The 14,155-nt window shown below is 66.5% G+C and carries 13 protein-coding genes; 10 read left to right on the top strand and 3 right to left on the bottom strand.

Annotated features, from left to right (window positions below; translation table 11 throughout):
* Positions 1–2 precede the first annotated feature (2 nt).
* Entirely contained in the window at positions 3–1,091 is a 1,089-nt protein-coding gene (locus ACYQ4T_RS11580) for a questin oxidase family protein (protein WP_459853987.1), read from the top strand.
* Here ACYQ4T_RS11580 and ACYQ4T_RS11575 read toward each other — a convergent pair.
* On the bottom strand, positions 1,045–2,205 hold the full coding sequence (locus ACYQ4T_RS11575; RefSeq protein WP_459853984.1) for an Mrp/NBP35 family ATP-binding protein: 1,161 nt from the start codon (positions 2,203–2,205) through the stop codon (positions 1,045–1,047). The genes ACYQ4T_RS11580 and ACYQ4T_RS11575 overlap by 47 nt on opposite strands.
* A 216-nt stretch (positions 2,206–2,421) precedes the next feature.
* Between ACYQ4T_RS11575 and hflK the strand changes: the two genes are divergently transcribed.
* The 3 genes from hflK (at position 2,422) to ACYQ4T_RS11560 (ending at position 6,192) form a co-directional block, all read left to right on the top strand.
* Positions 2,422–3,624, top strand: a complete 1,203-nt coding sequence (hflK, locus tag ACYQ4T_RS11570; RefSeq protein WP_459853981.1) for an FtsH protease activity modulator HflK — start codon at positions 2,422–2,424, stop codon at positions 3,622–3,624.
* Positions 3,621–4,586 carry a protease modulator HflC gene (gene hflC / locus ACYQ4T_RS11565; protein ID WP_459853979.1) on the top strand — a complete coding sequence of 322 codons (966 nt, stop codon included), beginning with the start codon at positions 3,621–3,623 and terminating at the stop codon, positions 4,584–4,586. Before hflK ends, hflC begins: the two co-directional genes overlap by 4 nt.
* 163 nt (positions 4,587–4,749) lie before the next feature.
* A complete protein-coding gene (locus tag ACYQ4T_RS11560; RefSeq protein WP_459853976.1) occupies positions 4,750–6,192 on the top strand; it encodes a DegQ family serine endoprotease in 1,443 nt (480 codons plus the stop codon).
* Positions 6,193–6,199: 7 nt separating this feature from the next.
* On the opposite strand, the gene ACYQ4T_RS11555 is transcribed toward ACYQ4T_RS11560, so the two are convergent.
* Complete coding sequence (locus tag ACYQ4T_RS11555) at positions 6,200–6,880, bottom strand: hypothetical protein (protein WP_459853974.1); 681 nt, start codon at positions 6,878–6,880, stop codon at positions 6,200–6,202.
* Positions 6,877–7,788, bottom strand: coding sequence for a phosphoserine phosphatase SerB (serB, locus tag ACYQ4T_RS11550; protein ID WP_459853972.1), 912 nt, complete (start codon positions 7,786–7,788; stop codon positions 6,877–6,879). Before serB ends, ACYQ4T_RS11555 begins: the two co-directional genes overlap by 4 nt.
* A 27-nt stretch (positions 7,789–7,815) precedes the next feature.
* Here serB and miaA point away from each other — a divergent pair, with 27 nt between their 5' ends.
* The 6 genes from miaA (at position 7,816) to ACYQ4T_RS11520 (ending at position 14,123) form a co-directional block, all read left to right on the top strand.
* Entirely contained in the window at positions 7,816–8,793 is a 978-nt protein-coding gene (miaA, locus tag ACYQ4T_RS11545) for a tRNA (adenosine(37)-N6)-dimethylallyltransferase MiaA (RefSeq protein ID WP_459853970.1), read from the top strand.
* A 113-nt stretch (positions 8,794–8,906) separates the two neighbouring features.
* Positions 8,907–10,667, top strand: coding sequence for an acetolactate synthase 3 large subunit (locus ACYQ4T_RS11540; protein ID WP_459853967.1), 1,761 nt, complete (start codon positions 8,907–8,909; stop codon positions 10,665–10,667).
* A 47-nt stretch (positions 10,668–10,714) separates the two neighbouring features.
* Positions 10,715–11,224, top strand: a complete 510-nt coding sequence (gene ilvN, locus ACYQ4T_RS11535) for an acetolactate synthase small subunit (protein WP_459853965.1) — start codon at positions 10,715–10,717, stop codon at positions 11,222–11,224.
* A gap of 53 nt (positions 11,225–11,277) precedes the next feature.
* Positions 11,278–12,297 (top strand): ketol-acid reductoisomerase, encoded by a 1,020-nt coding sequence (ilvC, locus tag ACYQ4T_RS11530; RefSeq protein WP_459853963.1) that lies wholly within the window; start codon positions 11,278–11,280, stop codon positions 12,295–12,297.
* 4 nt (positions 12,298–12,301) lie between these two features.
* Positions 12,302–13,552, top strand: a complete 1,251-nt coding sequence (locus tag ACYQ4T_RS11525; protein WP_459853961.1) for a glycosyl hydrolase family 8 — start codon at positions 12,302–12,304, stop codon at positions 13,550–13,552.
* Between the two features lie 7 nt (positions 13,553–13,559).
* Positions 13,560–14,123 (top strand): dimethylsulfonioproprionate lyase family protein, encoded by a 564-nt coding sequence (locus tag ACYQ4T_RS11520; RefSeq protein ID WP_459853959.1) that lies wholly within the window; start codon positions 13,560–13,562, stop codon positions 14,121–14,123.
* Positions 14,124–14,155 lie beyond the last annotated feature (32 nt).

Below are 14,155 nucleotides of genomic sequence, written 5' to 3'. Positions count from 1 at the left end.
CCATGCTGCTGAAGACCCTGCTCGCGAAGGCGCGGCATTATCACCCGAGCTACCAGGGCGGGCTCAGCAACCATTGCTCCATGACCCTGATCGCGCTCGAGCGCATGGGCGCGTCACCCGAGCGGGTGGAGAGCTACGGGCTGGCCTATCTCTCCAGGATGGAGCCGGCGGGGACCCCCGGTGACGGCATCGATGCCGAGAACTGGCGGGAACGGCTCGGCGATGAATCCGCCTATCTCGACTATCTCGGCTTCTTTCGCCGCGAGATCGGGCGCCTCAACGCGCGGGCGGCCATGCGCGCCTATCTGCCCGGGCTTGCGGCCGGGCTCGGCGCCGCGGCGTTTCATCCGGTCATTCGCACCGCCTATGGCGTGATCGCCGATGATCCTGAGGAGATCGCCGTCGGATTGGCCTACTGGGCTTCGCGATACCTGGCGCTGCCGGAGCGTCCCGATATGCCGGCCGAACTGCCCTTCGCACCCAGCGACGAGCCGCTGCAGGTCCTGCTGAAGACGCGCAGCTGGCCGGGGCTCGAGTTCGAGCCCGATGCCGACGCGCTGATCGATCGGGAGATGTCGCGGGCCGCCGAGACGACGCTGTTTCCGCTGATCGCGGCCTCGCTCGAGGTGGATGACCTGACCCTCGACCGGCTGCGGCAGACCGCGGCCCTGCTGTTCCTCGGCGCCGACGACTTCAACAGCCTGCATGCGGTGACGGGCATGCATGCGGCCCGGATCCTCAGCGATTTCGCCATCGACCGCCGTGGCTTCGCGCGCGAGGTCTGGCGCGCGCTGCTGGCGCTCTACCTCTCACTGGATCGGCCGGAGATACCGTCGGCCGCAGCGGCCGCGGAACGCATCGCGTCGGACCTGCCGGATTGGAACGCGATCCTGCCGGCGGCCGTGGCCAGCGACGACGAGCATGTGATCAAGCTCGCCTTCTCCTGCCTCGCCGAGAGCCGCGCCGGCGGCGGGCGTCTCTACCGCTATCTCGCGGCCCGCAAGGTCGGGCTGCTGGACCTGCAGTCGACGGTGCCGCCCGCGACTACTGAATCACGATCCGCGGGGCCGGACGCAGCGGCTGGTCGTTGAGCTGGCGCCAGACCTGATCGGCCACGGCGCGATAGGCGGCGCTGTGCGGCGAGTCCGGCTGCTTGGCCACGATCGGCGTGCCGGCGTCCGAGGTCTCGCGGATCTGGATGTCGAGCGGGATCTCGCCGAGGAACGGCGTCTGCATCTTGTCGGCTTCGGCCCGGGCGCCGCCATGGGCGAAGATGTCGCTGCGGCCGCCGCAATGCGGGCAGGTGAAGTAGCTCATGTTCTCGACGATGCCGAGCACCGGCACGTCGACCTTGCGGAACATGTTGAGCCCCTTGCGCGCGTCGATGAGCGCGATGTCCTGAGGCGTCGAGACGATCACGGCGCCGGAGAGCGGCACCGATTGCGCCATGGTCAGTTGCGCATCGCCGGTGCCGGGCGGGAGATCGCAGACGAGAACGTCGAGCTGGCCCCAATCGACTTCGCGCAGCAGCTGGGTGATGGCGCTCATCACCATGGGGCCGCGCCAGATCATCGGCGTATCCTCGGCGACGACGAAGCCCATCGACATCACCTTGAGGCCGAACTTCTGCATCGGGTTCAGTTTCTTCTCCGGTGTGGTGTCCGGCTTGCCGCTGATCCCGAGCAGCCGCGGGATCGACGGGCCGTAGATGTCGGCGTCGAGCAGGCCGACCTTGAGACCTAGGCCGGAAAGGGCGAGAGAGAGGTTCACCGCGGTCGTGGACTTGCCGACGCCGCCCTTGCCACTGGCGACGGCGATGATGTGCTGGATGCCGGCGACCGGCGTACGGCCCGGGGCGCTGCGCGGCTGCGGCGCGCCTTGCGGATGGTTGTGTGCATGACCGTGACCGTGGTCATGCCCATGACTGTGCGGCTGCGATGCCGCTCCGCCCCCGCCGCGATGCGCGGTCAGGACCGCCGTGACGGAAAGCACGCCGGGGAGCTGTTCGACGGCCTTCTCCGCGGCCTTGCGCAGCGGCTCGAGCTTCGGGCCTTGGCGCGGATCGACTTCGATCGAGAAGCCGACATTGCCGTTCTTAAGCACCAGCCCGGTCACCATGCCGCGCGCCACGATGTCACCGCCGCCGTCCGGCGCCGGAATCGCGCGCAATGCGTCTCGAATCTGGGCTTCCGTCACCGCGGCCATCTTCTTCCCTATGCTTTCCAAACCTTGATCTTATTGGGCAGGATTCCCATATTTCGCGCCACAGACAACCCTTCGGGAAACCAGGGGCGAAACCGGGTGCCGCGCGTTGCGGCGGCTTCCGGCCTGTCATATAAGGCCTTGCCCCCGGGTTGCCTACAGAATTGGCGGCTGGGGCGGGCCACCAACAAGAACAGCCGAGGCGGCGAGGGGTACTACATGGCTTGGAACAATCAAGGCGGTCCTTGGGGCGGCGGTGGCAAGAGCCCCTGGGGTCGCGGTACCGGTCCCGTCGGCGGCGGTGGCGGCGGCAATCGCCCGCCTGATTTCGAGGAGATGCTGCGCCGTGGCCAGGACCGGATGAAGTCCGTCCTGCCCGGGGGTTTTGGCTCCTGGCGCGGCTTCAGCCTGATCGCTGCGGCGGTGGTCGCGCTCTGGGGTGCCACCGGCTTCTACGTCGTCAATCCCGGCGAGGTCGGCGTCGAGACGGTGTTCGGCGTCTACAAGGGCCCGCCGGTCGAGCCGGGCCTGCACTGGAACTATCCTGTGCCGATCGGCCATGTCGAGACGCCGAACGTGCAGCAGCGCTTCACCACGGAGATCGGCTTCCGCCGGGCGGCCAGCGCCAGCACCGAGGTGCAGGGCGAGAGCCTGATGCTGACCAAGGACGAGAACATCATCAAGATCGAAGCGGTCGTGCTCTGGCGCATCCGGCCCGAGCAGGTCCAGCAATACCTGTTCGAGATCCAGGAGCCGGAAGACTCCGTCAAGAAGGCGGTCGAATCGGCGATCCGCGAGATCATCGGCCAGTCCGAGTTCCAGGCCGCGACGACCGCCGACCGCGCCAAGATCGAGACCCAGGCGATGATCTTGGCGCAGAAGATGCTGGACAGCTACCACGCCGGCATCAATGTCGAGCAGGTCTCGTTGCAGGACGTGGGTGCGCCGCAAGAGGTGATCGACGCGTTCCTCGACGTGCAGCGCGCCAGCAACGACGCGACCAGCGCGGTGAACGACGCCCAGGCCTACCGAAACAAGGTGGTGCAGGGCGCGCAGGGCCAGGCGGTGCAGATGGTGCGGCAGGCCGAAGCCTACAAAGCCGAGAAGGTCGCCAACGCCCACGGCGAGGCGCAGCGGTTCCTCTCGGTCTATGAGCAGTACAAGCTGGATCCGAGCCTGACCGAGCGCCGGATCTATCTGGAGTCGATGCAGAACATCTTCGGTGGCATGAACAAGGTGCTGATCGACCAGTCCGCCGGCGGCAGCGGGGCGATCCCCTATCTGCCGCTGGATCAGCTGTTGAAGAAGGGCACCACATCGACGCCGGGCGGCGGGTCGTCGTCCATCGGCAACTCCCCTGCGATCCAGCCGCAACCTGATGTGAACCAGCAGTCGGCCTCGCCGGCGGGAGCGAGCCAGTGAGAAACCGGATCCCAGTCATCGCCATCGCCGCGGTCATCATCGCCGCGATCGGCATCTATGCGGCGGCCTTCACCGTGACGCTTCGGGAATCGGCCCTGGTCCTGCAGTTCGGCGAGCCCAAGCGGACCATCAAGGAGCCGGGCCTCTACTTCCGCCTGCCGATCGTGGAGAACGTGACCTATCTCGACAAGCGGGTGCGCAACTTCGATGTCGAGCCGCAGCTGCTGCTGACGCGCGAGCAGAAGCGCGTCGTGATCTCCGCCTTCGTGCGCTACCAGATCACCGACCCGCTGAAATTCTATCAGGTCGCCAAGACGACCATGAACGCCGAGGGCCAGATCGGCGCGGTGCTGATCTCGACCTTGCGTTCAGCGGTCGGCAACACACCGATGACCGACATCCTGACGCCCAAGCGCGCCGAGCTGATGTCGCTGATTACCCAAGAGCTGACCCGGCAGGCGGCGGCGCCCTACGGCATCCGCATCGTCGATGTCCGTTTCCAGCGCGTGGATCTGCCGCCGCAGAACAGCGAGGCCGTGTTCAACCAGATGCGCTCACAGCGCGCGCAGGAAGCCGCCGGCATCCGCGCGGACGGCAACCGTCGCGCGCTCGAAATCAAAGCGGAAGCCGACAAGGAGCGCGTGGTCACCCTCGCCGAAGCGCAGCGCAAGGCATCGATCACCCGCGGCGAGGGCGATGCCGAAGCGACCCGGGTCTACAACGAGGCCTACAGCAGCGATCCGAAGTTCTTCGACTTCTACCGCTCGATGCAGGCGATGCAGCTCGGCCTGGGCGGCGAGAATACGACTTTCGTCGGGGCGCCGAGCGGCGACTTCTTCCGCTTCTTCGACCGAAACCCGGATACCCCGACCGCGCCGCCCCCGGCAAAGCCGCAGGCAGCGCCGGGACTGCAGCCGGAACAGCCGGCCGAAGGCGTCACACCGGAATCGGGCAGCCAGTAGACGCCCGAATCCCAGCGTATTCGCCACAATCCGGCCGCAATACCCCCAATAAAGTGACCCAGCCGGGTCATGGGGGAAATTGCCGCCGGGGCGGTGGCGTTGCTATGATCGGAAATGGCCGCGGGATCGCCCGGCGGCGCGTTCGACTTCACGAAGGAGCGTTGTGTTGAAGCTGTTGCGATCGGTGGTCTTGGCCGCGCTGCTGGCGGCGGGTTTGAGCGGCGGTCTGATCGGGACGGCCGTGGCGCGCGGCGTGCCGGAGGGCTTCGCCGATCTCGCGGAGAAATCCCTGCCGGCGGTGGTCAACATCTCGACCACCCAGACCCTGAGCACAGAGAACCAGGGCCAGGACCTCGACGAGCTGTTCCGCCAGTTCCTCGACCGCCAACAAGGCGGCGAGGCGCCGAAGCCGCGGCGCGCGACCTCGCTCGGCTCCGGCTTCATCATCGACGCGACCGGCTTCGTGGTGACCAACAACCACGTGATCGAGAATGCCGACGAGATCACCGTCATCACCCACGACAATGAAGAGTTCAAGGCGAAGCTGATCGGCACCGACGAGAAGACCGATCTGGCGCTTCTGAAGATCGAGGCCGGCAAGCCGCTGCCCTTCGTCAATTGGGGCAATTCGGACGACATGCGCATCGGCGACTGGGTGCTGGCGATCGGCAATCCTTTCGGCCTCGGCGGCTCGGTGACCGCGGGCATCGTCTCGGCGCGCCAGCGCGACATCGGCCAGGGCTCCTATGATGATTTCCTGCAGACCGACGCCTCGATCAACCGCGGCAATTCCGGCGGCCCGATGTTCGACATGGACGGCGAGGTCGTGGGCATCAACTCGGCGATCTACTCGCCTTCCGGCGGCTCGGTCGGCATCGGTTTCGCGATCCCGTCCAATCTCGCCAAGCCGATCATCGACCAGATCCGCGAGTTCGGCCATGCCCGCCGCGGCTGGATCGGCGTGCGCATTCAATCGGTGAGCCCGGACCTCGCCGAAGGCCTGAAGCTGCCGGGCGCCAAGGGCGCGCTGGTCGCCAGCGTCACGCCGGGCGGCCCGGCCGAAGCTGCGGGCATCAAGCAGGGCGACGTGGTGCTGAAGTTCGACGGCCGCGACGTGACCGAGATGCGCGGCCTGCCCCGCATCGTCGCCGAGACGCCGGTCCAGAAGACGGTCGACGTCGTGGTCTGGCGCAAAGGCAAGCAAGTCAATCTCAGCGCCAAGGTCGGCGAGTATCCCGAGAACGAGGACCAGGCCAGCGTCGAACCGGCCAGCCAGCAGCCGGCACCGGAAGACGAAGACAGCAAAATCGAGAGCCTCGGCATCGATCTCGCGACCCTGGACCAGAAGGGCCGGGACAAGTATGGCCTCGGCGGCGACGCCGAAGGCGTGCTGGTGACCGATGTCGCCCAGGACGGGCCGGCGGCGGAGAAGGACCTGCGGCCCGGCGACGTCATCGTCGAAGTGGACCAGAAGGCTGTCAAGTCCCCGGGCGACGTGCGCGACCGGGTGAAGGCGGCGCAGGACAACGGCTATCGCGTGGTGACCCTGCTGGTGAACCGCAAAGGCGACTTCCAGTGGGTCGCGGTCAAGATCGGCAAGAGCTAAGGGCCGCTCAGGGCAGGGTGAAGCTGCGCGTCTCGAACCCGCAGTAGTCGCAGGTCTTCACCTTCACGCTGAAGGCATCATCGCCGGTCCAGGCGAAGGTGTCGCGCTCGATCTGCCAATTGACGCTCTCGCTCGCCGACGGATAGGTGGTCGCGACGCCCGTCGCGGCATCGACGATGTGCAACCACTCGGCGCCTTCGTTTCGGCTGATCAAGGCGACACGCCGCTCGGCGGGGCTCCAACGGATCCAATGCGATGGGCCGTACTTTCCCGCCACGATGTCATGCAGCTTGGCGCTCTTGGGGTCGAGCAGCCGCGTGGCCCAGCAGAGGCTGTTCCCATCAGCCGTCTCGCAGGCCTGGATGACGCGAAGGCCATGCTGCGGCGAAGGTGGGAAGAGAACGACTTCGCGCGCCGGCAGCGCAACTTTGCCGTCGGCGCCTTCCTGATAGCTGACCACGATCGGCTGGGTGCGCCGACCATCGAGAGTAAGGCTGCCGTTCGCTTCCAGGGCAATGCCGCAGGCGGGCGTGCCGACTGCGATCTCGACGAAGCCGCGGGTGCAGGGTCCGCTTGCCGCGGTGCTGAGCTGCGGTGCGGGTTCCGGGACCGAAGCGGGCTGGGGTGATGTGGATGGCGAGCAGGCGGTGAGCAGGGCGATGGCGGCGGCGGCGATGCTTGTTCTCATGGTTCCTCAGCCGGAGAGACGAACTCCTCGGCGAGATAACCCTGGAAGAAGAGAAGAGTTCGAAGGTCGCTGTGGTTGACCTGGGCGCGGATTTGCTCGCGCAGCAGCGGCTTGCCGTGATAGGCGACGCCGAGGCCGGCGGCGAGCAGCATCGGCAGGTCGTTGGCGCCGTCGCCGACCGTGACGGCGTCGGCCGGGGTCAGGCCGCGTTCGGCGCTCAGGGTTTGCAGCGCGTTCAGTTTGCCGTCCTTGTCGAGGATCGGGCCCTGCAGCTCGCCGGTGAGCCTCCCGTCGGCCATTGCGAGGTCGTTGGCAAGGTCGAGCTCGAACCCGGTGCGCGCCGCGACCTTGGCGGTGAAATACTTGAAGCCGCCGGAGACCAGGGCGGTGAAGGCGCCGTTCGCCTTCATCGTATGAACCAGCGTCGCGGCACCCGGCATCAGAGTGAGATTCGCGGCGGTCCTTGCCAGAGCGGCCTCCGGGAGATCGGCCAGCATGGCGACCCGCTCCACCAGCGCCTGGGCGAAGTCGATCTCGCCGCGCATCGCCCGCCGGGTGATCTCGGCGATGACGTCTTTCAGGCCGGCTTCGGCGGCGAGCTCGTCCAGGGTCTCGGCGGTGACGATGGTCGAATCCATGTCGGCGATCAGCAGGCGCTTGCGGCGGTTCTCGACCGGCTGTGCGTGGAAATCGACCGGCAGATCGGCTAGCGTCGCCCGCGCGATTTCATGGGCGCGGTCATCGGCCAGGTGCGCAAAGGGCAGGTCGCAGGCGCGCTCGTTCGGTGCCAGCCAGTTGATTTCGCCGGTGGCGGCGCCGGCGCCGCGCAGGGCCGCGCCGAGCGTTTCGAGTAGCCTGGGCGCGAGTGTCGCGCGCTCTCCGGCGACAAGTGTCAGGATATGGGTCATGAGGATTCCCGGAATCGTGGGCGGACTATGGGGAAGCGAGACGCGACCGACAAGCTGAAAGCGATCGTCATCGCCGGCGCCACGGCCAGTGGCAAGTCGGCGCTGGCGCTCGATCTCGCGGCCGATCTCGGCGGCACCGTGATCAACGCGGATTCGATGCAGATCTATCGCGATCTGCCGATCCTGACCGCGCAGCCCGAGGCCGCTGCGATGGCCGCCTTGCCGCACCGGCTCTACGGAATCCTGCCGCTCGACGATCCGGCGACCGCGGCGCGCTGGGCGGAACTCGCGGCGGAGGAGATCAAGGCCGCGTGGGCAACGGGGCGCGCGCCTTTACTGGTCGGCGGAACCGGGCTCTATCTGCGGGCGCTGCTCGAAGGCTTCGCGCCGATCCCCGAGATCGATCCCGTCCACCGGGCGGAAGCCCAGGCGCTGCTCGCGGAACTGGGTGCGGAGGGACTGCATGCGCGGCTTGCGACGCAAGACCCCGATACGGCGGCGAAGCTCCGGCCGAGCGACAGCCAGCGGCTGATGCGGGCCTGGGAGGTTCTCGCCGCGACCGGGAAGCCGCTCGCCTGGTGGCAGAAGCAGCCGAGCACGCCGCCGCTCGCCGTCGAGGCGCTCTGCTTCGTGACGGCGCCGGCGCGCGACCAGCTCTATGCCGCCTGTGACGACCGGTTGATCACGATGGTGGCAAAGGGCGCGCTCGATGAAGTGACGGCGGCGCGGCGGGCCTATCCCGGGGCCGACCCGGAGCAGGCCGGCTTCAAGGCCCTGGGCTTCCGGGAACTGGCCCGACATCTCGACGGTGCCTGGAGCCTGGAGGAGGCGGTCGCGGCGGCGCAGCAGGCGACCCGGAACTACGCCAAACGGCAGGGGACCTGGTTCCGCCGGCAGCTGCCTGGCGCAATTTTCTTAGCGCCTGACCGGGAAGCTATGAAATTTTCGCAAAGTTACCTTGCGCCCATACGTCATAAAATTCGCGATTTCCTGTTGACCCACTAAAACTGAGCCACTACGGTGCCGCGCCCTGGCCCGAAAAAGGGCTGGCGGCTTGGCGTGGGGCATGCAGTATTCCCCGGTTGTTTCAAAGGGTTAAAACCCTCTAGGAGTGGATCATGGCGGTCGAACCGATCACCGGAGCGGAAATCATTGTCAAAGCGCTGATCGATCAGGGCGTTGACGTTATTTTCGGCTATCCCGGCGGCGCCGTCCTTCCTCTCTACGACGCGCTCTTCAAGCAGAACCGAATCAAGCACATCCTGGTCCGCCACGAGCAGGCGGCGGTCCATGCCGCCGAAGGCTATGCGCGCTCGACCGGCAAGGTCGGCTGCGTGCTGGTGACCTCGGGTCCCGGCGCCACCAATGCGGTGACGGGTCTCACCGATGCGCTCATGGATTCGATTCCGATCGTCTGCCTGACCGGCCAGGTGCCGACGCATCTGATCGGCAACGACGCGTTCCAGGAAGCGGACACCACCGGCATCACCCGGCCCTGCACCAAGCATAATTACCTCGTGAAATCGATCGAGGAGCTGTCGCGCAAGGTCCACGAAGCCTTCCATGTCGCCAAGAGCGGCCGTCCCGGTCCGGTCGTGATCGACCTGCCGAAGGACGTGCAGCAGGCGAAGTACGAATACGTCAACCATGCCGGCCAGAAGCACCGCAGCTACAACCCGCAGGTCCGCCCGGACCGCGCGCAGGTGGAGAAGGCGATCGAGGCGATGGCGCATGCCAAGCGCCCGCTGTTCTACATCGGCGGCGGCTGCGTCAATTCCGGCCCGCAGGCCTGCGCCCTCTTGACCGAGTTCGTGCGCCTGACCGGCTTCCCCTGCACCCAGACCCTGATGGGTCTCGGCGCCTTCCCGGGCTCCGATCCGCTGTCGCTGGGCATGGTCGGCATGCACGGCATGTACGAGAGCAATCTCGCCATGCACGACTGCGACGTGATGATCAATATCGGCGCGCGCTTCGACGACCGGGTGACCGGCAAGCTCACCGCCTTCTCGCCGGGCTCGAGGAAGATCCATGTCGACATCGATCCCTCCTCGATCAACAAGAACATCCGGGTCGATATCCCGGTGGTCGGCGATGTCGGCCATGTCGTCGAGGAGATGATGCGGATCTGGAAAGCCCGGCAGATCAAGCCGGATGCCAAGGCCTTGAGCACTTGGTGGGACCAGATCAACAAGTGGCGCGCCCGCGACTGCCTGAAGTACCGGGCGTCCGATCAGGTGATCAAGCCGCAATACGCGCTGCAGCGCCTCTATGCCGCGATCAAGGACAAGGATTTCTACATCACGACCGAGGTCGGCCAGCACCAGATGTGGGCCGCCCAGTTCCTGAAGTTCGAGAGCCCGAACCACTGGATGACCTCGGGCGGCCTCGGCACCATGGGCTACGGCCTGCCGGCCGCCTATGGCGTGCAGGTGGCGCATCCGGAATCGCTGGTGATCGATGTCGCCGGCGAGGCCTCGATCATGATGAACATCCAGGAGATGTCCACCGTCGTGCAGTACCGACTGCCGGTGAAGATCTTCATCCTGAACAACAAGTGGATGGGCATGGTGCGCCAGTGGCAGGAGCTGCTGCATGGCGGCCGCTATTCCGAGAGCTACAGCGACGCGCTGCCGGATTTCGTGAAACTGGCCGATGCCTTCGGCGCCAAGGGCCTGCGGGTCGAGAAGGCCGGCGATCTCGACGACGTGATCGCGAAAATGCTGGCGACGCCGGGCCCGGTCATCGTCGACGTGGCGGTCGATGAGCGCGAGAACTGCTTCCCGATGATCCCGTCCGGCGCGGCGCATAACGAGATGCTGCTGGGGCCGGAAGACCAGACCGCGAAGCCGATCTCGGAAGAAGGCATGGTGCTGGTGTAGTCATGTCGGAACGCAGCAGCACCCATGGGGGAACGGGGTTCATAGCCGTGAGCAAGGAAGACTTGAGCGAACGTCACACGATATCGGTGCTGGTGGACAACGAGGCCGGCGTCCTGGCGCGGGTGATCGGCCTGTTCTCCGGCCGCGGCTACAACATCGAGAGCTTGACCGTCGCCGAGACGGACGTGTCCAAGCATCTCTCGCGGATCACCGTCGTCACCTCCGGCACGCCGATGATCATCGAGCAGATCAAGAACCAGCTCCGCCGCCTGGTGCCGGTGCACAAGGTCACCGACCTCACCGTCGAAGGGCCGTCCCTCGAGCGGGAAATGGCCCTGGTGAAGGTGCAGGGGACCGGCGAGAAGCGCGTCGAGTCCATGCGCATCGCCGACATCTTCCGCGCCCATGTGGTCGATGCGACGATCGAATCCTTCGTCTTCGAGATGACCGGCTCGACCGAGAAAGTGAATGCCTTCATCAACCTGATGCAGCCGCTCGGGTTGATCGACGTTTCGCGCACCGGCGTCGTCGCGATCGCCCGCGGCCCAGAGGCGTAGAGCCAAAGCTTAAGCCCCCAATTCCATTTCGTTTGCAAAGAGGAAGTTTCGAGATGCGTGTCTATTACGATCGTGATGCCGATGTGAACCTGATCAAGGGAAAGAAGGTGGTCGTCGTCGGCTACGGCAGCCAGGGCCATGCGCATTCCCTCAACCTGAAGGACAGCGGCGTCAAGGAAGTCCGCGTGGCGCTCCGCCCGGGCTCGGCCTCGGCGAAGAAGGCGGAAGCCGCCGGCCTCACCGTGATGACGCCGGCGGAAGCGGCGAAGTGGGCGGACCTGGTCATGATCCTCACCCCCGACGAGCTGCAGGCCGATCTCTATCGCAATGAGCTCGCCGCCAACATGAAGCAGGGCGCAGCGCTCGCCTTCGCGCACGGCCTCAACATCCACTTCAAGCTGATCGAGCCGCGGCCAGACCTCGACATCGTCATGATCGCGCCGAAGGGCCCGGGCCACACCGTGCGCTCCGAGTATTCGCGTGGCGGCGGCGTGCCCTGCCTGGTGGCCGTGCACCAGAACCCGAGCGGCAACGCGCTGGAGCTGGCGCTGTCCTATGCGAGCGCGATCGGCGGCGGCCGTTCCGGCATCATCGAGACCAACTTCCGCGAAGAATGCGAGACCGACCTGTTCGGCGAGCAGGTCGTGCTCTGCGGCGGCCTCACCGCCCTCATCCAGGCCGGCTACGAGACCCTCGTCGAGGCCGGCTACGCGCCGGAGATGGCCTATTTCGAGTGCCTGCACGAGGTGAAGCTGATCGTCGATCTCATCTATGAGGGCGGCATCGCCAACATGCGTTATTCGATCTCCAACACCGCGGAATACGGCGACTACACCCGCGGTCCCCGGATCGTCACCGAGGAGACCAAGAAGGAGATGAAGCGCGTGCTGGACGACATCCAGTCCGGCCGCTTCGCCCGCGACTGGGTGCTGGAGTGCCAGGCCGGCCAGCCGAGCTTCAAGGCGATGCGCCGCCGCGCCGCCGAGCATTCGATCGAACAGGTCGGCGAGAAGCTCCGCGGCATGATGCCCTGGATCGCCAAGAACAAGCTGGTCGACAAGACCAAGAACTGATCGCTTGAGACCGAACGCGGCCGCGCCGATGCGTATCCTTTGCATCGTAGCGGCCGCGTTTTTCTTTTGCGGCACGGCGCTCGCCGAGCCGCCCAGCCGCCCGTTTGCCTCCTCGCATGTGCCGTTTCCGCGCGGCACCCTGAGGCCGACGCAGAGCACCGACCAGCTCGACCAGGCCATCGCCGCTTTCTACGACCTGTGGAAGGAGCGCTATGTGATTCCGGGCTGCGGCAAGGGACAGCTCCGGATCCGCGCCGATGCGGCGGAGGGCAAGGCGACCACGGTCTCCGAGGGCCAGGGCTATGGCATGGTGATCGTCGCCTTGATGGCAGGCCATGACCCCGAGGCACAATCGGTCTTCGACCAGCTCCTCGGCTATGCCCGCAAGCATCCCAGCAGCTACGACAAGCGGCTGATGTCCTGGGCCCAGAACGAAGGCTGCCAGGACATTATGGGCCGCGATTCCGCGACCGACGGCGACCTCGATATCGCCTACGCCCTGCTGCTGGCGGATGTGCAGTGGGGCTCGCTGGGCGCGGTCAACTATCGCGAGGAAGCGGAGCGGACCCTGGAGGCGATCGTGAAGCACACGGTCGATCCCGCCACGCATCTGACCCTGCTCGGCGACTGGGTGGCGCCGGACGGCGACTATGCCAAGGCCACGCGGTCCTCGGACTGGATGGTCGATCACTTCCGTGCCTTCGCGACGGTCAATCCCGACGACTGGCTGCCGACCATCGATGCCCATCTCGACCTTGCGACGCATATGCAGGTGACCTACGCGCCGCTCACCGGGCTGCTGCCGGACTTCATCACCGACACGACGGATGGGCCGAAGCCGGCGCCGCCCAAGTTCCTGGAGGCGCCGACCGATGGCGACTATGCCTGGAATGCCTGCCGCACGCCCTGGCGGCTCGGGGTCGATGCGCTGGTCAGCGGCGACAAGCGCTCGATCGAAGCCGTGCGACGGATGACGGCGTGGATCCGCCAGGCGACCGGCGACGATCCCACCGCGATCGGCGAGAGCTACAAGCTGGACGGCACGGTGCTGGATCCATCCTTCAGCCAGGCCTTCATGGCGCCGTTCGCCGTTGCCGCGATGAGCGTGCCGGCCGAGGTGCCCGGCGCCCAGGAATGGGTGGATGCGCTCTGGGCGCGGATGGTCGCGACGCCGCCCGAGGGCTATTACCCCGACAGCATCAAGCTCCAGGTCATGCTCGCCATGGCCGGGCATTGGTGGTCGCCGGTGCGGTAGAGATCCCATGGCACGCGACACGACATTACAGGCCGTGCTCGACTTGCTGTGCCGATCGGTCGCAGCGGACGCCGCGCGTTCGGCCGAGACCGCGCGCGTGCTGGAGCGCGTCGAGGAGCGGCTGCGCAGCCTGCCGGAGGCCGAGCCGGCGCCGCAGCCGGTGCGGTTCCCGATCTGCGATCTGCTGGATGAAGTGTTAGCGCCGGTGACGCCGCTCAACGCCGCCTTGCGGGCGATCTCAGCCGATTTGGTCTGGTATCGCCGTCCGGGTGGCGACAATCGGTTCCAGCAGAGCCACGCCAACGCCATGCTGGTCGGTCCGAACGGGCTGGAGCCGCGCGCGGATCTCTGGATCGGTGCGACGCTCATGGCGCCGCACACCGACTATCCGGTCCATCATCATCCGCCGGAGGAGATCTATCTGGTGCTCTCCGACGGTGACTGGTGGCGGGAGGGGACCGGCTGGTTTGCGCCGGGCGTCGGCGGCACGCTCTACAACCAGCCCAACGTCCGGCATGCCATGCGTTCGCATGCCCGCCCGCTCTTCGCCCTCTGGGCGCTGCCGGTCTGAAAAAGCGCCTGCTTGGGAATCCAGGCGGAGGC

It is taken from the genome of Dongia sp. agr-C8, from assembly GCF_054658695.1.
Note: the sequence above shows the minus strand (reverse complement) of the source record. Positions and strands in the feature narration are given on the sequence as shown.

Excerpts from the sequence above, each read along its gene's own strand:
- serB (WP_459853972.1), bottom strand. The coding sequence starts at position 7,788 with ATGACCCATATCCTGACACTTGTCGCCGGAGAGCGCGCGACACTCGCG.
- ACYQ4T_RS11580 (WP_459853987.1), top strand. The coding sequence starts at position 3 with ATGCTGCTGAAGACCCTGCTCGCGAAGGCGCGGCATTATCACCCGAGC.
- ACYQ4T_RS11520 (WP_459853959.1), top strand. The coding sequence starts at position 13,560 with ATGGCACGCGACACGACATTACAGGCCGTGCTCGACTTGCTGTGCCGA.
- ilvC (WP_459853963.1), top strand. The coding sequence starts at position 11,278 with ATGCGTGTCTATTACGATCGTGATGCCGATGTGAACCTGATCAAGGGA.
- ACYQ4T_RS11540 (WP_459853967.1), top strand. The coding sequence starts at position 8,907 with ATGGCGGTCGAACCGATCACCGGAGCGGAAATCATTGTCAAAGCGCTG.
- ACYQ4T_RS11555 (WP_459853974.1), bottom strand. The coding sequence starts at position 6,880 with ATGAGAACAAGCATCGCCGCCGCCGCCATCGCCCTGCTCACCGCCTGC.
- ACYQ4T_RS11575 (WP_459853984.1), bottom strand. The coding sequence starts at position 2,205 with ATGGCCGCGGTGACGGAAGCCCAGATTCGAGACGCATTGCGCGCGATT.
- hflK (WP_459853981.1), top strand. The coding sequence starts at position 2,422 with ATGGCTTGGAACAATCAAGGCGGTCCTTGGGGCGGCGGTGGCAAGAGC.
- miaA (WP_459853970.1), top strand. The coding sequence starts at position 7,816 with ATGGGGAAGCGAGACGCGACCGACAAGCTGAAAGCGATCGTCATCGCC.